Origin of the sequence: Thermoflexibacter ruber (assembly GCF_900113045.1) — a bacterium.
GTDB classification, from domain to species: domain Bacteria; phylum Bacteroidota; class Bacteroidia; order Cytophagales; family Thermoflexibacteraceae; genus Thermoflexibacter; species Thermoflexibacter ruber.
Map to the genome: position 1 here is coordinate 67,648 of NZ_FONY01000008.1, position 20,434 is coordinate 88,081.

The following is a 20,434-nucleotide window of genomic DNA, read 5'->3' on the forward strand; positions in this document are numbered from 1 at the left end:
TTTCAACTTGCTTTTTTATTCTTTCACTAACTTCTTAATGACTTTTCCGTTCTGATAGGTAACTTCTATAAAGTACATTCCCCAAGCCTGATTTTCCAAATTAATTTCATATCGATTGCCTTGTAAAGGTCTGATTTTTTGATTGAAAAATTGACCTAAGGCATTGAACAGCTGAATCTTTATGGCTTTTTCTTTACCTACTTCTAAATAGAAAATTGCTTCGGAAGGATTGGGATATACCTTGATTTCTCCTTCGTAAATACTTTCTTCTGAGGAAGTTACACTACTCACTACTTCTATAGCTGAGGTACTGCGACAGCCATCTACATCAGTAACTCTGACGGTATAGTTACCTCTTTCTATAGGTAGATAGCGTGCTTGGGAGGCATTAGGGATAAGATTGCCATTTAAAAACCATTCATAGTTGCTGATGACTCGGTTGGCAACCCCAGCAACTAAAACTCCTTGATTTTGAGTAATATTTACTGTGAAAGCAGGTAGCTTAGTGATAGTGGCTTCTGCATCGGAGAACAAACTACAGCCATCATTGGTAAAGATTTGTACTTTGTACTTTCCTGCATCAGAAACTGCAATGCTATTACTGTTGGCATTGGCTATCAAAACTCCGTCTAAGAACCACTGATAGCGGCTAATTTCAGAGCGTACTTCTGTAGTCAAGCGTGTATTGACTGGTTCATTATTACAGAAAACGCTTGAGCCTTCTATGGTAATTTTGGGCTTGATAGTTTGCCTTGCACTGCCACAATCTACTGAAAGAAGCATCTCATAGCTTTGTAAAACCAAATCAGGTACTAAGTTATTGGTAACTCTGAGCGTATATATGCCTACATCTTGAACGGAAACAGACGGAATAGTCAGTGAGGAATTATTTGATACACTTACACTTACTCCATTTTTAAACCATTGGTAACGATTTGCTGTGCCTGTTACGGGAAGGTTAAAAGTAAATGGAGAGCCTACCTCTACTGTAATTTCTTGTGAGCGACCTATGCGGGCTTGGGGGGAATAGGTAATGTCCATTTTACTTTGACCACTCCACCAAACCCTAAGCGGTTCTAAGCTACCAAACTCTAAGAAATTATCATAAGTAGTAAATAAATTGAGCTTTTTCAAGTTCAATAAATCGCTTGGAATGGTCTTAAAAAAGTTGGCGTGCATGAGCAGACCTTCTAATTCCGTTAAGTTGGTAATTCCCGAAGGGACTTGTTCTAATTCATTTTCAGAAATATCTAAGTATTTTAGCTTGCCTAATCTCCCCAAAGTCGAGGGCAAGGTTTTGAATTTATTGCCTTTCAAACTCAATACTTCTAAATTTTGTAACTCGCCAATATTATCGGGCAGTTTATCAAACTCATTGAATTGTAAAAACAAATTCCTCAAATTGGTAAGTCTGCTAAAATCTATATCAATGGAATTGAGGTCGTTATAGCCCAGCCAAAGCGTAACCAACTTGGTCAAATTTCCTATGCTCGGTGGTATGCTACCAGAGAGTTCATTTTTACTCAAATCCAAATATTCTAAATCTGTCAAGTTGCCTAAATTAGGGGGTATTTGTCCTTTAATTCTATTGCCAGATAAGTTTAAGTATCTGAGATTGGTACTAACTAATACACCTTCATTGGTCAAGGCATTGGACAACTCGCCTACGAGGTTGTTGTTCGGTAAGTTGATAGCAAAAACTCGCCCGTCCTCGTCTAACTCGACTCCTTTCCATGTATTGACAGGGTTGTTCAGATTCCAAGATTCTTCCCAATCTGTACCACCTAATTCAGTGAAAAATTTAATCAATGCGGAATAGTCCTGTGGAGAAGGAGTAACAGAGATTATCTTTTGAGTTGTCCCTGCTGAGGCGGGATTGATACCTCGCTTGGCTACTTTTGCAGAAAATTGGATATTATCAAAACTGATAGGAGCAATACCTATTTCGTTTCCTGCTTTGGCATCTTTGGAAATATTGACGGTCAAAAGCAAGAAAGAGGTTTTGTTTTTAGGCAGTTGAGGGGCAGGTTGAGTTCTTGAGAAATCAAAAGTAATATTTCCATTAGCATTGATAGCTGTACTCGTTGCCAAAGTTACATCGCTATTATCCAAGCTCTCATCGGTAGAATATTTCAAAGTAAATGCTACATTTTTCAAATCGGTGATTTGATAAGAGCCATTAGTAGTAAACTTAATTTCTTTTAAGGACACATCTCCGCCTGCTACTTCAAAAGCGATTCTATGCAAAAGATGGTCGTTCTTATCTGGGGGAACGGTGCGCGATACCACAGGCAAACTGCTGATATTGGTAACGGCAATGACTTGGAAAGGAAGTGCGTTGGATTCACCGCCTCCTGTGGGAGGTGTAAAAGCGGCAATATTGAAAACTCCTGCCTCTGATAACAAATCTCTGGGGACTTGGGCAGATAAGCTATTCTTATTGATAAAAGTAGTACTGAGGTCTTTCCCTTGCCATCTGATAATAGTTTTTGAGGTAAAATTACTACCTATTGCTTGTAAAGTAAACGCATTATCTCCTACTTCCTTTTCATTTATGTCCAAAGAAATGAGTACAGGAAGTAAGGCAGAAGTAGTGAACTGAGCCGAGAGGGGATTGTCCTTTTTGTAGGTAATGCTCGCTCCACTGCCGTTATAAGCATAGACCTCTACTATGTAGGTAGTAAAAGGTTCAAGATTACTTAGGTCAAAGCTATTTCCTGTTCCTGAGAATACGACAATTTGTCCATTGAAAAATAGCGAACCTACGGTAAGTGGCTGCCCATCCGCAGGGGCTAATCGGTCAATATCAGGTTTCCTTATGACAGCGACAGAACCTGCGGGAACAGGGGTAGCTATGGTAAACATTGCCTTTGCGGAAGTAGGTGTAATATCAGAAATTACCAAGTTGGTTGGTTGATTTTGCGGGGGAACTGCCAAAGTAGTAATGCTATTGGGATTATTTGCGGCAGGGGAAATATTGTAAGCGGTCAGCGTACCTGTACCATTGTAGTCAAAAACATGGAAGAAGTATTTAGTTTCAGGAATAAGACCATAAGCCGTTGCGATGCTTCCATTGCCGATATAGACGACTCTGCCACTGCCAATAGTCTGTCCTACAGTATAAGCTACCCCGTCAGTTGGTGGAGTAAATACATTACTTGTGCTTGCTACTACTATTCTGTTTGCTCCATTGCCATTTGTCCATTGTAAGCCAACTGTATTTGCTGTTACACTGAGGAAGCGAATATCAAAGGACTGAACGGTAGGCGGAGTAACAGGCGAAGGAGTAAAAATGGTAAAATTCTGAGCCGTTCCTGTAAATGCTACTCCTGCCGTAGTGGTGTAATTGGGCAAGACAACGTTAGTAGCTAAAGCTGTCCAACCTCCGCTGTGAATCTGCGAAGTAGCATCAGCAGTACCCCCTACATTAGAAAACAATAAATTAGTCGTTCCTGCGGGTCTATTGATAATCCACATACCTGCGGCGGGGTTTGTACCTACAATCGGAGGAGCGATAGCGGGAGCGAACCTTACTGTATTGCTTCCTGCGCCGCTAATAGTCATGCTCACTAACCTCACTCCTGTTGCATCGCCTACTGGGAAGTCCATGCCTGTTACTGCACCTTGTCGTATCAAGCTACCCAGTCCGTTGGTTTCTATCCAACTTGTCGCATAAGGAGTACCGAGAAGTTGTAGGGCTACGGTAGGGTTATTTAGTGTTAAATTATTGGGACCTAGTTGCAGACGACCATTGGTTAGGGATAAAGTTCCTGTTATTGTAATAGGGTTATTGACTGTTAGGATATTGGCGGGGACTTGGTTGATAGCCAAGTTATTAAAAGTAGTCGCTCCTGTAATGCTTTGAGCTATATTTCCGTCAAAAGTAACCGTCCCTGTACCGCCAACAAAAGAAGAACCTACTTGGGTAAGCCAATTACCTCTAATATTGATATTAAAATTATTGGCATCAAAAACAGTAACAGGAGCATTGGAGATAGACAAATTGCCATTGATGATAATATTCCCCCCGACAATGGTTTTCGTATTGGTGTAAACCTCTAAGTGATGATAAGTAATTCCTCCTAAAATATCTTGAATAGCATTCCTTGAATAGCTTACTGTATTATTTACTGCATTGGCATTAAAAATACCTCCATTCATGGGCAAATTGACACCTCTCAAAGTTAAAAAGGCATTTGCTCCATTGATAAAGGTACTTGCAGGTGAAGCCGCAACAGGATTTGCATAAAAGAAATCAACATTGGCATTATTAGTTACAGTAACTCCAGCCGCCACATTATTAAAAGCAGCAGAAAAAATAATTGTACCTGCACCTGTTAAACTACAATTGGCGTTAAAATTAGTCGTACCTACAAAACCACCATTAAAATTCATATTGGTGTTGGCAGTAATGGTAGCACCTATGCCATTTAAGGAAATAGTATTATTGCTTTGCAAATCAAAAGTGCCACTATTGGTAATATTCGCTCCAAAGTTAAAAGTAGAGTTGATATTTGTAGCTTCAAAAGTACCACCTGTATTGACCGTTACGTTCCCTGTAAAGGTATTAATTCCACCATTTTGCGTATCTCTCAGATTTCCGTCTATGGTGCTTGTGCCATTCACCGTAAAATCTTGGTTTGCCAATTCTAAAGCACCTGTGGCTTCAATGGTCAAGTTTGCACAGGCAGAAGTAGAAGCAAGAGTAATGTTCGTTCCTGTGCATATTACTACATTGTCTATGGCAGTAGGTACACCTGCGCCTCCTGCTCCCCCGCAAACTGTCGACCAAGAAGCGGCATTATTCCAATTTCCCGTTCCTACGCTGTAGTAAGTAGCGGCGGCAGGAGTAAAAATGGTAAAGTTTTGGTCTGCTCCTGTGAAGGCTATGCCTGCGGCGATATAAGGAGGTCTGCCTCCTGTGGTGGTCAGGGCAGTCCAGCCTGCATTGTCATAATGGATTTCGGAAGTGGCATCTGCTGTACCGCCCACATTGGAGAAGGTAAGGTCGGTAGCCACATTGGTATTGATAGACCACATGCCTGCGGCAGGATTTGTCCCAGTAATTACTGGGGCTATGGTAGGGTTAAATCTAACAGTATTGTTTCCTGCATCAGTATTTGACAAGGTAAGCAGACGCACAGCTGTATTATCTCCCACAGGAAAATCTACATTAGTATCTGCTCCTTGTCTTATCAAACTTCCTGTTCCGTTGGTTTCTATCCAACTTGTGGTGTAAGGTGCGCCAGTGAGTTGGCTACTTACAGCAGGATTAATGAGCGTTAAATCATTTCCTCCTAATTGTAGGCGACCATTTCCTAAGATGAGTGTACCACTTACGGTGGTATTTCCAGAAAGCGTTTTAACGCCTCCACCAGCAATCTCTAAGTTTTGGTAGTTAGGTGAGGCAAAAACTTGCTGGTTTGTGCCGTTGTAAGTAACTTGGCTTGTCCCTGAGAGTGTGGCATTATTGAATGCATTTAAGGCATTATTCGCACCAGCTAAAGATAAAAGTTGAGTAGCCCCGATACCTGCGTTATGGGTTATAGTAGCACCCACAGTGGAGGCTAATAAGTCGCCTCCAACATAGATGGTTGCATTCCCTGTACCGAAGTCAATCGTAGAGCCGTTGGGGTTTGCTAATGTTAAGTTATTATTTACGGTAATATCTGTGCCGGTTGCTAAGTTTAAAGCAGAAGGAGAAGCAAAGTTATCAAAAATAATTTGGTTAGCAATGATAGTTCCCGAGGTAGTACTTCGAGTATTTCTGAAAAATAGAAGGTCATAAGTTGTATTACGCGGGGGTGCTATTCCTGCCTGATATACCACAGTATTAGCATTGGTAATAGCATCAAAGTTAGCAACGCTTGGAGTAATATCACTCAGCCAATAGACCACATTTGCATTAACAAATGTTCCTGCTCCTGTTATATTGCTTGTAGCACTATTGGCTTGGAAAAAGGCAGAGTTGTTTGTAAATGTAATTCCTGTATTTACAGTAATTACTCCATTGAAGTTAAAGCCAAAACCTGCATTTACTTCTGTATTTCCGTTAATATTTACATCTGTAAGGTTGATTTGGTCGCCTAGTGTGCCTTGTATCAAATGAGGCAAAATACCTGCGTTAGGGAAATTAATAGTAGCTGTAGAACTTAATGTTGCCGAGCCACCAGTTGCATTTAAGTTTCCTAAAATATCAACGGGACCTCCTCCAAGCGTTCGTCCTCCCGTTCCTGTGATTTCTAAGGTAGGATAGTTTCTATTAGGAAGGGCATAAAGTGCTGTTCCATCAAAAACTACGGTATTGGTAGCCGTAGTAAAGAAAGTTCCTGTTGTACCAGCGATTGTACCTGCCGCAGTACCTCCACCGATTCTTAAAATCCCTGCGCCGCCGTTATTATTGATGTCTGTAAATGTATGGGTTAAATCTTGCAAGTCCAATGTTCCCCCTAAGGCAATGCTATTGGTATTGGTGCTTACGTCAGCGGTAATGGTGTGTGCCGCATCTATGAGCACATCTGCCCCAGCTACAGGTGTACAATCACAACTTGCACCGCCTACGGCTATGGTCGACCAGGTGCCATCGCCAGCAGTAACATCGCTCCAGTTGCCAGTTTTTCTACTGAAATACCCTGCACAACTCAGCACATCTCCAGTAATCACCCAGTTATTAGGGGTATTAGTCAGAGTAGTTCTTGCTGCTGCGCCTGCACAGTATTGCAAACCTGCTGCTCCTAAGTTTACTCCTACTTGTACGGTCTGAGCCGCCCAGCCTATCAAAGTAGCATCATAATTGGCTTGGGAAAGACCACTGTTATTGAGCATATTGGTCATATTAGTAACATTGCCAATGTCCCAAGTGGCTAAGGATTGATTAAAGGCTGTAGCTACATTAAACATATTGCTCATGTTAGTAACTGCCGCAGTATTCCATCCTCCAATATTCTGATTAAAAGTAGGGGCATTATTAAACATATAACTCATATCTGTAACCGCCGCAGTATTCCACCCACTAATATCTTGATTGAATACAGTCGCTCCAGCGAATAGATAACTCATATTGGTAACTGTTGTAGTATTCCAGCCTCCAATATTTTGATTGAAAGCGACTGCATCTTGAAACATTGCAAACATGGAAGTTACGTTATTGGTTGTCCACCCACTTATATTCTGATTGAAAGCACTCGCCAATAAAAACATTCCACTCATATTAGTAATGTTGCTTACGTCCCACCCGCTAATGTCTTGGTTAAAAACGCTCGCCCCAGCAAATAAATAACTCATGTCCGTAATTGAGGTAGTATTCCAAGTATTCATGCTTGCATTACCATTGAAACTACTGCAATTGGTAAACATATAACTCATATTTGTTACACCTGCTAAATTCGGTACATCAGTAGCATTATAAGTCAGGTTACTACACCCATGAAAAGCGTTTGCCATTGAAGCCCAAGCAATATCTCCCCACTGTTCTATCGTTCTTAGCTTAGGTGCATTTGTAACATCATTATTTATATAGAAATGAGGGAAAGTCCCAGAAATTTCTACCCTGTACGTACTTCCATTTTCTAAGCCTGTAATGGTGTAGTTTCCTGTTTGCCCTGTGATAGAGCCATCGCCTACGCCCGCATTGGTGAGGTTTGTCCAAGTAACATTGTAGTTATAGCCACCACCTGTGGTAGGAATGGTAATTGTTCCATCTGTAGTAATCCAAGTGGTGATGAAAGGGCAACTTAAGGCATCTCCTACAACTATCCAATTTTTTGGTGCAGTGGTCAAAGTTGTTCTTGCAGTTACTGCAGCGGGTGAGCAGTAAGTTCTTCCGATTGCTCCCAAAGTGATATTTGGTTGTAAAGTTTGACCAGCCCAACCTATGAGTGTTGCTTCGTAGTTGGCTTGCGACATTCCGCAACCATCAAGCATAAATTGTGCATTAACAACACTGCCCATGTTCCAAGTTGCCAAAGAGCGGTCAAAAGAGGAAGCAACCAAAAACATATTATACATATTGGTTACATTGCCTGTATTCCATCCACTGATATTTGCGTTAAAAGCACTGCAACCTGTAAACATATATTGCATATCTGTTACAAGCCCTGTATTCCACCCACTAATATCGCTATTAAAAGCAGCACAATTATAAAACATTTGGGTCATGCCCAATACGTTAGCTGTATTCCATGTACTAATATTGCCATTAAACGTAGGACAATCACTGAACATAAAACTCATATCCTGCACATTGGCTGTATTCCACAAGTTTAAGTCTTGATTGAAGGGAGTAGCACGGAACATTTGAATCATGGTTACAACGGCACTTGTATTCCAATTATTCAAGGGTTGATTGAAAGAGGACTGCATAAACATCGTACCCATATTTGTAACCGTAGAGGTATTCCAAGTATTCATACTGGCATTACCTGTAAAGGCAGTACACTGGAAAAACATACCACTCATATCTGTTACTCCTGCCAAGTTCGGTGCATCAGTAGCGGTGATTTGCAAATTACTACACCCGGCAAAAGCATTTTGCATACTTGTCCAAGCTATATCTCCCCATTGCTCTATTGTTCTAAGTTTAGTTCTTTCCGTAGCATTATTATTCATAAAGAATCGTGGGAAAGTACCCGAAATTTCTATTCGGTATGTACTGCCATTTTCTAAACCTGTGATGGTATAGTTTCCTGTTTGCCCTGTGATAGAGCCATCGCCTACTCCTGCATTAGTAAGGTTTGTCCAAGAAATACTATAATTATAGCCACCACCTGTGGTAGGAATAGTAATTTCTCCATCAGTGGTAATCCAAGTGGTCTTAAAGGCAACGGTGGGGTCATATATAAGAGCCGTTCCACCTGTTCCGCTAAAATTCACAGCTGCCAAGTCTGCTCTGCCATCATTGTTAAAATCACCCTGTGAAATACCAAAAGCACCAGTAAAAGGAATAATTCTCGGGGTGGTAAAGGCGCCAGCTCCATTGCCCAAGGTAATCTGAACATTATTGCCACTTCCACCATGTGCTGTCGCAAAATCACTGCTTCCATCGCCATTGAAATCTCCGATAACCATAGAGCGAGGCACGGTAGTTGTAGGAACAGTAGCGGTAAGTACAAAAGCACCAGCTCCATTGCCTGTATATAGATAAGCACTATTGGTTGTAATAGTTCCAATGACCAAATCCACATTACTATCAGCATTAAAGTGTCCGCTTGCCATTGACTCTACTGCTCCGCCACCTACAGTAGAAATTGCAGGACCCGTAAATGCCCCAGCCCCGTTGTTAGTCCAGATATATAAGTTATTGCTTGAGTTCCCCTCGCCTACAGCAATATCTATGTCGCCGTCATTGTCAAAATCTCCTATAGCAAGCGCAGTAGGGTCGGCACTTGTTAAGTCCACTGTACCAGTAAAGTTAGTACCTGTTCCATCTCCAAAGCGAACACTTACACCTCCATCAATGGGGGTCCCATTCGTATTTCCTACTGCGAAGTCTAAATGCCCATCATTGTTAAAATCAGCTAAGGCTACAGCCACTGGATTTTGATAATTGATAAAAATAGGGAAATTATTGACCGTAGGGAAATCGCCACTGCCATCTCCTAATAGAATACTTACATCGTTAGTCCCATAATTTGCAGTTGCCAGGTCCGCAATGCCATCTCCATTGAAATCACCAGTAGCAATATCGAAAGGGAAAGCACCTATGAGAGGGAGCGGAATTGTAGCCGTATTTGCAAAGTTTCCTGCACCATCTCCTAATCTAATACTTACATTATCACTTCCTTGATTTACAATTGCTATATCAGGATTTCCATCATTGTTAAAATCTCCCACTGTAGTAGCTCTTGGTCCTGTTCCCGTAGTAAAGTTGCTTGGGCTATAATTGGTAACTAAGGGTGATAAATTAGGAGTATTTGTAACCGTAAATCGCTTTGTAGTAACAGCAGTCAGCGAACTTCCCTGAAATCCATTGGCATTATTCCTCACCACAATTGGTGTAACTGAAGTTGCGCCATTGGGTACGGTTACAGTAATCTGTGTCCCTGCTGGATTAGCCGTTCCTGTTACTTTGACAGCTCCAAAAAATACATCATTAGGTCCCGAAGGGTTAAAGTTTGTCCCTATAATGGTTACTGCAGTGCTGCCTGCTGCCCCAGAGGTAGGAGAAAAAGAGGTGATGGTGGGGATAGGTAGAGAATAAACAGAAAACTCGTCTATATTACCTGTCGTAACTGCCGATGCAGAGGTGTAGTTAGGAGCGGAATAATTAGTAGTTACTGTTGTCCATGTCCCTGCATAGTTGGGATTGATATGAATTTTAGAAGCCGCAGTAAGCGTGCCGCCTTGTGGGTCAAGAATCCCAACCGCTGAAGTCCCCGCAAAAGTTCTGACCGTCCATGAGCCTACTCCTCCGCTTGGGACAGAAATAGTGGGTGGACCAAAACCAACTAACGCTCCACTTGCGGTAATATTGGCGATGAAAAAGGGTTGATAGTTGGTGGCATCTCCCACAGGAAAAGTTACATTGGTAGCAGGACTCCCTGCATTATATAAGAAAAAACCTCCTAATCCTGTATTCTGAGTCTCGACCCAACCATTGGTACGCGTGATGTTAGGAGGAGTACCTGCATAGCTGAGGTTAGTGGTATTGAGCCTAATTCTACCATTGGTCAGAGTAAGCGCATTACTTACGATGATATTAGAACTTGGAGTTCCGCTTACATCTACAATGTCTGAGGATTTGTTTACAACTAAGTTGTGGAATCGTGTGTTAAAAGCACCAACAGTAAGCGTTTGTGTTCCTATACCATTAAAAGTGGTAGTAACCCCATTGGTATAAAAGTCTAAAAAAGCTGTGCCTACGTTGTCTGTATAGTTCCCTGCTATATTCAAGTTCCTTGCAAAAACCAACGCAGATGAATTTGTATTGTTGATAGTAAAGTTTCCTGCTACGTTCATTGCCGCTCCTGCTCCTGTATTTTGGGTAACAGTTTGCCCTGTACAGTTCCAAGTGAAGTTCCCAAAAGTCTGTGCAAAACTCGCTCCCCCAAGAGGCGTAGTGGTAATCCCAAATATATTACAGTTGGAATTTGCCCCCCAAGTAGCCGTAGGGATAACGCCTCCGTTCATATTGTGGTTATAATTACCGTTGATAGTGGCGGTAGTAATATTGAGTGTACCTCCATTCAACGTAAGTGTCCCTCCTGCATCTACTATAAAAGTTGCGGCGTTTGTATTACCATTAGTTAAATTGAGTATGCCACCATTTTGTATGGTAATAGTATTAGTCGTGTTGATGTCCCCTGCGGTAGCTACAGTAACAGTATGCCCAGCGGCAATCGTTACAGTAGCTCCCGCCGGAGGTATCACGCCACCTACCCAAGTGCCTGTACTGTTCCATAGTCCAGAGGTGATGGAGGTTTGTGCAAATACACTTTGAGAAAAAACAAGGACTGAAAATAAAGCAGTAAGAGTGGAAAATTTAAAAGTCAAAGAAAACTTTTTCATAATATATTATATTCAAGTAAAATTTTATTCAAATAGATTGATTTTAAAGGGGATAGCTTACACTACATCGGGCTAAGATAGGGGCTTTTCATTTACTAAGAATAGTTGGGTTGTAAAAAGAAAAGTAAAACAGAACTCTGCACAGAGTTATATATCCAAAAATTTCACTAAAATAATACATTTGAAAGTTTTTGCAAAAATAATCAACAAATTATTTTTTGATTTTATATGGCAAAGACTTTGGCAAAATTTATGAGTGATGGTAAGTAGCTTTTTATATTGAAAAATAATGCGTCATAGTTTTTTATCTATTGTTTTTCTGCTCTTGATGTGTAAACCCGTGCTTTCTCAGAAGATTGATTTTAGTGGGGCATGGATAGGTATTTTGCACCAAAACGCAGGAGGGATAAATGATATTTATGAGTTTTCCATCATTCTTAATCAAGACAAAAATGGAAACCTTACGGGTACATCGCTTATCCGCATAGAAGATACCAAAGAGTACGCAGTCATTAGCCTGAAAGGAAAAGCTACCTCACAAGGTGTTGTAATACAAGAGATTAAAGTAATTGAGCAATCGATAAGGAGTAACGCATATTGGTGCATCAAAGACTATACCCTAAAATATAACTCTGTCAGAGAATCCCTCTCAGGTCCTTGGACTGCTAAGCAAACCTGCTCCCCTGGCACGATGGAACTTATCCGTCCTAAAAAAGTTACCTCACTTCCTACACCCAAGCGTACATCTAAACCTGATATTGCAAAAGCAAAAGAAGAAATGGCTAAAGAGGAAAGTATTACAGAGGAGTCCTTATTGACTGAGGAAAAAAAAACACCTATTAGTACTACTGCCTACGTCCCCTTTGGCTATCTAAGCATGGAAGGATTAAAAGCAGAAATCAAGGAAAATAAATCAGTTACAGGAAAAAAAATTATCTTAGAAAATGTTTATTTCCTGCAAAGCTCTACCAATATGATTGAAAATTCAAGTAAAACCTTACTTGAAATCGTTAGCTTTTTAAATGAAAACCCCTCTATAAAAATCAAAATTAGTGGACATACGGATAATGTGGGCAAAGAACACAGCAACAAGCACCTTTCCAAACTCAGGGCAATGGTAGTGATGAACTTTTTGATAGACAAAGGTATAGAAGCAAGCCGCTTAAGTGCAGAAGGTTATGGCAGTATGTTCCCCATTCTTCCCAACAATTCAGAAGAAAATAAAAAACGCAATAGGCGGGTCGAGTTCGAGATAAAATAGTTGCTTTGCAAAGATTATGTTTTATATTCGTCTTTGCATTTTTTAAAACAGTAAGTCAATGAGAAAGCAACTTCTATTTTTAGCTACATGGATTTTTTCTTTACTCCTGTTAGGAGAATCCCATGCCCAATCAAGCACTAAGCCTCAGCAGCTTATCCTTGCTAAATCACCTGAGAGCGTGGGAGTTTCCTCAGCCCAGCTCCAAAAAGCAGAAGCGATGCTATTACAGAAAATAGCCAACAAGAAAATAGCTGGAGCGGTAGCCCTCATAGCTCGTAAGGGGCAGATTGTTTATCACAAAGCCTTAGGCATGAATGACATAGAAAATAACAAACCAATGAAAACGGATAATATTTTTCGCATTATGTCCATGAGCAAGGCGGTTACAAGCGTAGCTATAATGATGCTTTACGAAGAAGGGAAATTCATGCTTGACGACCCCATTTCTAAGTTTATTCCTGAGTTTAAAAATCCTAAAATACTGGTGGAGGTGAACAAAAAAGATAGTTCCTACGCTGCCAAATCTGCCAGTAAAGAAATTACTATCAGGCACTTACTTACTCATACCGCAGGGATTCCCTACGAAAATGAAGTCTATGCCAAAAACAAGATTCCCCGCTTTTACTCTACTGAAAATATCAAATTGTCAGAGGTTATCCCTAAATTAGCCAAACTACCCATCTTGCACGAACCAGGTGAGCAGTTCACTTATGGATTAAATACGGATATTTTAGGTTACTTGGTAGAGGTAATCTCAGGGAAGACCTTGGCCCAATTTTTCCAAGAACGCATTTTTGAACCTTTGGGTATGACTGACACCTATTTCTTTCTTCCTGAGAGCAAATACGACCGCTTAGTAGCTGTTTATGAAGAGGTTGGTGAAAAAGAAGGCATCACCCGCAAACCAACTTCTCACTGGACAGAATACCCTATTTCAGGGGCAAAAACCTATTTCTCTGGTGGAGCGGGGCTTTCTTCTACAGCTATGGATTATGCCAAACTCTGCCAAATGTTGCTTAATGGAGGCACTTTTAATAACAAAAGAATCTTAGGGCGGAAAACAGTAGAACTGATGACAACCAATCAAATAGGCAATTTGGAAGTCTGGGATAGAGGCAATAAGTTTGGGCTTGGGTTTGAGATAGTCAGTGAAAAAGGTCATGCCAAAATCCCAAGTTCTGTGGGGGCTTTTGAATGGGGCGGAATGTACTACACGCACTACTGGATAGACCCCAAAGAAGACTTAGTCGGCGTAGTACTTTTCCAAGTTTTCCCTACCAAAGGCTGGGGCATAGAAAATCAGTTCAAAGCCATGATTTATCAAGCATTGGATTGAGGAATTTTTCCTTTGTCATTTTTCCTTTTAACTTTGCACCAAATTTTAGCTCTGTCAGCTTTTTAAAACCTGACAGAGCTGTTTAGTAGAATGTAACTCATTAAAAATCAATGAAAACAATCACAGCCATCGTGCCAATGCGGCACAGTAGCGAAAGAGTAAAAGGAAAAAATTATCGCTCTTTCAACGGCAAACCCTTGTTTCACTATATCACAGAAACTCTGCTTAACTGCCCATCCATCACGCAAGTAGTCATAGATACGGACAGCCCGACTATTATGGACTATGCAAAGGCAAATTTGTCCAAAGTCATTGTATTGGAAAGACCTGTGCATCTCAGAGACGGCAATATTCCGATGAACGATGTACTGCTCAACATTGTAGGGCAAATAGAATCTGATTTTTACTTGCAAACACATAGTACCAATCCCTTACTTAGTGCAGAAACTGTTCAAGAGGCAATAGATTTTTTCTTAAAAAATTATCCTATTTATGATTCCTTGTTCAGTGTAACTCGTTTGCAAACAAGACTTTGGGACGGATTAGCAAGGGCAGTAAACCACAATCCAAATATCCTGCTCCGTACCCAAGATTTACCTCCTATTTATGAGGAAAACTCTTGCTTATATATTTTTACCAAGCAAATTTTGAAGGAAAGACATAACCGCATAGGCAATCGCCCATATCTTTTTGAGATAGATAGGAGAGAAGCTATCGACATAGATGAGGAAATAGATTTTTTGATTGCAGAGTTGGCACACAAAATTTTGAAGCAAAACAACTAAGTCAAATGTTTGATTTTCAACAAATTATTTCTGTATCGCTTATACTTTTTTCTGTCATAGACATTGTTGGCTCTATTCCTGTCATTATTTCTTTGAAAAAAAGAGCAGGAAAAATCGAGGCAGAAACCGCTACTATAGCTGCCGCAGTGCTGATGATTTCCTTTTTATTTTTTGGGAAAGCTATTCTCAATTTGTTGGGTTTAGATGTAGCTTCTTTTGCTATTGCTGGTTCCTTTATCATTTTCATCATAGGAGCGGAAATGATTTTAGGGATTCACATATTCAAAAATGAAGACGTAACCCCAAGCTCTACTTCCATAGTGCCTATCGCTTTCCCTTTGATAGCAGGAGCGGGAACCATGACCACGATTATCTCATTAAGAGCGGAATACACCGTAGCAAACATCATTGTAGGCATTATTTTGAACTTGCTTTTGGTCTATTGGGTACTGAGAAACTCCGATTGGATAGAGCGAAAATTAGGTAAGTCAGGAACAGATGTACTCAGGCGGGTATTTGGTGTCATATTATTAGCGATAGCTGTCAAACTTTTTAAAAGCAATTGGGGTTTATAAAAGAAAAACTAATACTCATGCAACACTGGCTAAGAGAGAAGTTGATTTATCCGCTTCTTTCTTTTCTCAAACAAGGCACAACCCCCACTACTTTGGCTTGGTCGGTAGCATTGGGCTTTGTAATGGGTATTTTCCCTATCATTGGTCTTACTACCTTACTTTGCTTTATTCCTGCTTTTTTATTCCGCTTGAATATAGCCGCAATCCAGTTGGTCAATTACGTCGTCTATCCCTTGCAGTTGCTTTTGCTAATACCCTACTTCCGACTTGCCTCATGGCTTTTTAGTACAGAAAATCCCTTTTCTTCTATTTCGCAAGTCCAAGCACTTTTCCAAGAAGGTTTTTGGCAGGCTTTTTCTACTTTGGGCTGGCTGCTCATAGAAGCCGTATTTGTTTGGGCTATTTTTGCAATTCCTTTAAGTTTTTTATTGTACGTTTTCTTTTACAATATTTTTAAAAAATATATAAAAGATAAGAGTGGCAAGAGTACTTTTTAAATTGCAGAAGAAAACTACTCACCTGCAATTTAAGATGTAAAATTGGTAGTAATCAGGTCTTTATGATTAATAGCAATCAAATTTACCTCAAATTTCTTTACGATTAGATTCATGATTGGGTCATTATCAATTTTTTGCAAAATACGATTCGTTTGAGCTTGGTCATAGCCCATGACCATTTGGTCGGTGAGTTTTAAATGCTTTACGCTGTAAAAAAAGCCAGCAATTACATAGGGTCCGAAAGGTGTCAAGGGTATATCAAATCCACTACCTGTCATATTAAACAAGGTGTTAGGCAAATACTCGTCTGTATAAGTTAGACCTTTGAGTTTTTGATAGTACTTAGCCGCCAAAGACCTACGCGATGTTTTAGGGTCTGGCATACATATCAAGCCTGCTAAGGGTGCTTGCTTAGCTGATTGTGAAGCCAGCGAGCTACTTTCTACTTCCTTTACTTTCTTGCGGATAAGCATCTGCACCGAATCCCAATAAGGCACTTCTGGCTCGCCCCCATCTACGCGAATAAGTGAGTGAGAAGCATAGTCTTGGATACCTGCGGTGATTTGAATAGCTAAGTTTTTGAAATCGCTGTCTGTTTTGATTATTCTTTCCAAATGAGTTCGCTGGGTGCGAGGATGGGTACGTAAGTAGTCTATGCCGCGAATCCAATCCCCTGCTAAGTAACCATCATAGCCATACACTCCTGCTAATAGTTGGCGTATTTCTTTTTCTGAGGAAATTTTAACTATCTCTCCTTTGATATTTACCTCGGGTTGTGCTGTAATGATAAACTCCTCTATCTCAATACCTACGCTGGAGGCTCTTAGCATACCACAGTTGAGAGGAGAGTCGGGAACTACTTTGAGGTCGTGTATGTGGCTAACGTAGGCTTTATCTCCTTTGCCCTCCAAATGTCCATGCGTCTGAATATGAACATAGTAGCTAATATGTTTAAAATCTGAATCCCTTTGAGTTTCGTCTATGATTCGTTTAATATCGCTAATTACATCAGGCGTAATGAAAGAGCCTGCCGTTCTAATAACACGCATTTCTACTTGGATTCCTTTTGCCTCGAAGACTTTGATTGTTTCATTAAAACTGTCTATCTGTACTTGGCTGAGGTCGCGTGCATCAGCACAGCCAACAAGGATATGTACTTGCTTTTCTTTGCTGTCTTTCATTATAATTGAGGTTTTAGGTGAAATGAAATAGTCTTATTCATTTATTAGCAATATTTTTCCTGTTCTTCCTTCTGTTTGTGCATGAGTGATTGCTTCTTTGAAGTCTGCAAGAGCATATTTTTTGTCTATTTTTACTTTGAGTTCCCCTTTGTCCAACATTCCTATTACTTCACCTGCCGCTTGTTGCCTCACTTCTTTACTTATCTCTTGTAGCCAAGAACTTAGCCAAAAACCGCGTAAATGGAGATTTTTGAAAATCATTAAGCCGTTGTTTACAGGTGTTTCTTTTTGGCTCAACATGCCGTAAGTAAGCAGTGTTCCCTTGTAAGCGAGGCACTGCAAAGCTAAACCTGCTATATCACCCCCTACCGCATCAAAGCAATAGGCAACTCCTTTTTTATCAGTAAGTTCGCGAACTTTTTTTATCAAGTTTACTTCTTCTGTATTAATGACCTCAGCAGCCCCTAATGCTTTTAATTGCTCTATTTGCTCATTTCTGCGGACAGTGCAAATGGTTCTAATACCTTTTTTGGTAGCTATTTGAATCACTAATTGGGAAAAAGTAGAGCCTCCTGCGGTGAGTAGCAACCACTCTCCTGCTCTCAAGCCAGACTCATGCACCATAGCCCAAGCGGTAAATGGATTTACAAATACCTGACTGCCAACGTCAAAAGGCATAGTAGATGGCAGAGGAATCAAAGACTTGACGGAAACAATAGCATACTCACTCCACGCCCCCACAGTGGTAAAACTGACTTTTGTGCCTATTGGCAAATCTACTCCTTCACCAGCGGACTCAATGATGCCCGCTCCCTCAAACCCCACTCCCGAGGGTAGCTGTGGGCGAATACCGTACACTCCTTCTACAAAAGCAATATCAGAAGGATTAATAGGGCTTGCTTTTACTTTGACAAGGACTTCTCCTGCTTGTGGCATAGGAATAGCTGAATCGGTCAAAGAAAGTACATTCTCAGGTTTGCCTGTGGCGTTGAAAATAAGTTTTTTCATGTGTTATTTTTGGTAATCAGTGTTTTAAAAAATTTAATCTTAGCTATATTTGCTATTGTTTAACGATTTCTCCCCCTTTCATCACCAGTTTCACTTTTCTAATATCTTTGATGTTTTGTAAAGGATTTCCCTCGACTGCAATCAAATCTGCCAATAGCCCAGCTTTTACTCTACCTATTTGATTGGCGTAGTGAAAAATATCAGCATTGACAGAAGTAGCTGATTTCAAAGCATCTACAGGTTTCATACCATACTCCACCATCATTTCTAATTCTCTGGCATTATCTCCATGCGTAAACACACCTACATCTCCACCAAAACATATTTTTACTCCCGCTTCCAAAGCCTGTTTAAAAGATAGCTTTTTTTGCACTATGCGTTGCGGGTCTGGCTCTATTCCTTTTCGCCAACCTCTGTATTGCAAAATAGCATCACCTGCGGCAAGGGTAGGGCAGAGAGCTACTCCTTTCTCTGCCATGAGTTGGAAAACTTCTGGCGTTCCTCCGTCCCCATGCTCTATGGTTTCCACCCCTGCTAATACACATCTTCGTATTGCCTCTGCGGTACTTGCATGGGCTACTGTAGGTCTGCCACTACTTTTGGCAGTTTCTACGATGAGTTTTAATTCTTCTATGGAAAAGGTAGGACGAGCCTCGCCAAATAAGCCCCAGCGATAATCGGCATAGACTTTTATCAAATCTGCTCCTTTCCCTATTTGGGTTCTTACGACTTTTATCAAATTATCTACTCCGTCGGCTTCTTCTGCTCCTTGAGGGACTTCTACCTGAGGAGCAAATCCTTTGGGAGCATAGCTTCCCGTAGCGACTATGGCACGAGTAGCTACTATCATTCTGGGACATAAAATCAGTCCTTGATTAATAGCTGTTTTAATTCCCACATCGTCATAGCCTGCTCCTTCTGTGCCTAAATCTCTGACGGTAGTAAAACCCGCCAATAAAGTGGCTTTGGCGTGATTGACAGCACGAATTACCCGCAAGGCAGAGGATTCTTTGAGTACTTGCTCGTCCCAAGAGGTTTCGTTGTAAGGGTGCAAAAGTAAATGTGAGTGTCCTTCTATCAATCCGGGGAGCAATGTTTGGTTAGGTAAATCAATGATTATCGCATTTTTGGGAATACTTATCTCAGAGGCTTTCTTCACCGCCTCTATTTTCTCTCCTTTTACCATTACCCAGTGGTCTTCTAAAAGATTTTCTCCATCAAAAATCCTTGTAGGTTTTAAGACATAAATATTTTCTTTCTCAATAGTTTGTGATTTTGCTTTTGCTACAAACAAAAGTATGCTGATAAATATAAAGATACCTATTTCTCTTTTTCTCATAAAGAATCATTACAGTCATTAGTGATTCTATTGCATCATGTTGGAGATAGCGATTCTACACTTTTGCACTCTATCAAATTTAAACTCTTTGCCTTCTTGTGAGGCTTTGATAAGTTGCTCAAGATTAAGTTCTAAAACCCCCACGAAATCATCAGGATTGCTCAAAACGCCTGTTCTAACCATAGAAAAATCATCATCATAAAAGGTAAACACTATCTTACTTCCTTTGGGAACGTCTATAAAATCAGACTTCTCCAGCCATTGAGTGATGTATTTATTTTTACTTATCGAGGATTTATACCGCTGCTCTCTATCGATGGAAACAGTGTAGTACAGGTCAGGTGCCATATCTTCGTCAGAAAGCCCAACGTCCCAACGCTCGTTGTCTTTGTTTTTGTCCATGACTTCTATATAGGTAACATTTACCTTCAATCTGGTAACACCGGGAGGCGGTTTGCTAACATTTTTTGTCAATTCGCAAGCAGAAAGGCTTGATAACAAGGCAAAAAGCAATATTATGAAAGAGTTTTTATAGTTCATATTGATATTTATTAGCATTAATTTTTACAAAAGTAAGTGAATTGGCAAGATTTTTTCAAATAAGACCGATATTATTATTCCCCCGTTTTGCGTTTCTTTTCATAATCAAACAATTGTAAATTATAAGTGAAGTTTACTGTATTACTAATTTAAAATACCTCAAAGCAGGTATTTTTATTACACAAAAATTTTATTTTGAAAATTGTATTATTCAAAGAAAAAATAATAAAAAATCTTGTTTATTTGATATTTAGGCAATGTTTTTGCAATAAAATTAGGACAAATCTTACTTTTTTTATAAATTTGTGAAGAATCCTTTTACATGAGGAAGATGCGATTTTACACATACAATACACATTTATCCTTATTGTAATATTTTTGGCTTCAAGCCGTATAAAGCTATGTTA

The 20,434-nt window shown here is 40.2% G+C and carries 10 protein-coding genes; 5 read left to right on the forward strand and 5 right to left on the reverse strand.

Features of this window, described 5'->3' with window-relative positions:
• Positions 1-15: 15 nt before the first annotated feature.
• On the reverse strand, positions 16-11,505 hold the full coding sequence (locus BM141_RS06140; protein WP_091541837.1) for a BspA family leucine-rich repeat surface protein: 11,490 nt from the start codon (positions 11,503-11,505) through the stop codon (positions 16-18).
• Positions 11,506-11,794: 289 nt separating this feature from the next.
• Here BM141_RS06140 and BM141_RS06145 point away from each other — a divergent pair, with 289 nt between their 5' ends.
• The 5 genes from BM141_RS06145 (at position 11,795) to BM141_RS06165 (ending at position 15,959) form a co-directional block, all read left to right on the forward strand.
• Positions 11,795-12,766 (forward strand): OmpA family protein, encoded by a 972-nt coding sequence (locus BM141_RS06145; RefSeq protein WP_091541842.1) that lies wholly within the window; start codon positions 11,795-11,797, stop codon positions 12,764-12,766.
• 58 nt (positions 12,767-12,824) lie between these two features.
• A complete protein-coding gene (locus BM141_RS06150; protein WP_091541846.1) occupies positions 12,825-14,102 on the forward strand; it encodes a serine hydrolase domain-containing protein in 1,278 nt (425 codons plus the stop codon).
• Positions 14,103-14,212: 110 nt separating this feature from the next.
• The gene (locus tag BM141_RS06155) at positions 14,213-14,887 is read left to right on the forward strand and encodes an acylneuraminate cytidylyltransferase family protein (protein ID WP_091541850.1); all 675 of its coding nucleotides are present in this window, start codon (positions 14,213-14,215) and stop codon (positions 14,885-14,887) included.
• A gap of 5 nt (positions 14,888-14,892) precedes the next feature.
• Positions 14,893-15,462, forward strand: coding sequence for a MarC family protein (locus BM141_RS06160; RefSeq protein ID WP_091541853.1), 570 nt, complete (start codon positions 14,893-14,895; stop codon positions 15,460-15,462).
• 17 nt (positions 15,463-15,479) lie between these two features.
• Positions 15,480-15,959 (forward strand): DUF2062 domain-containing protein, encoded by a 480-nt coding sequence (locus BM141_RS06165; RefSeq protein ID WP_143090826.1) that lies wholly within the window; start codon positions 15,480-15,482, stop codon positions 15,957-15,959.
• 29 nt (positions 15,960-15,988) lie between these two features.
• On the opposite strand, the gene BM141_RS06170 is transcribed toward BM141_RS06165, so the two are convergent.
• The 4 genes from BM141_RS06170 to BM141_RS06185 are packed head-to-tail and all read right to left on the reverse strand — an operon-like array spanning position 15,989 to position 20,027.
• Positions 15,989-17,140, reverse strand: a complete 1,152-nt coding sequence (locus tag BM141_RS06170; RefSeq protein WP_091541858.1) for a hypothetical protein — start codon at positions 17,138-17,140, stop codon at positions 15,989-15,991.
• Between the two features lie 33 nt (positions 17,141-17,173).
• Positions 17,174-18,148 (reverse strand): zinc-dependent alcohol dehydrogenase family protein, encoded by a 975-nt coding sequence (locus tag BM141_RS06175; RefSeq protein ID WP_091541861.1) that lies wholly within the window; start codon positions 18,146-18,148, stop codon positions 17,174-17,176.
• Between the two features lie 52 nt (positions 18,149-18,200).
• Positions 18,201-19,487, reverse strand: coding sequence for a metal-dependent hydrolase family protein (locus BM141_RS06180; protein WP_091541865.1), 1,287 nt, complete (start codon positions 19,485-19,487; stop codon positions 18,201-18,203).
• 27 nt (positions 19,488-19,514) lie between these two features.
• Complete coding sequence (locus tag BM141_RS06185) at positions 19,515-20,027, reverse strand: C2 domain-containing protein (RefSeq protein ID WP_177217282.1); 513 nt, start codon at positions 20,025-20,027, stop codon at positions 19,515-19,517.
• Positions 20,028-20,434: the final 407 nt, after the last annotated feature.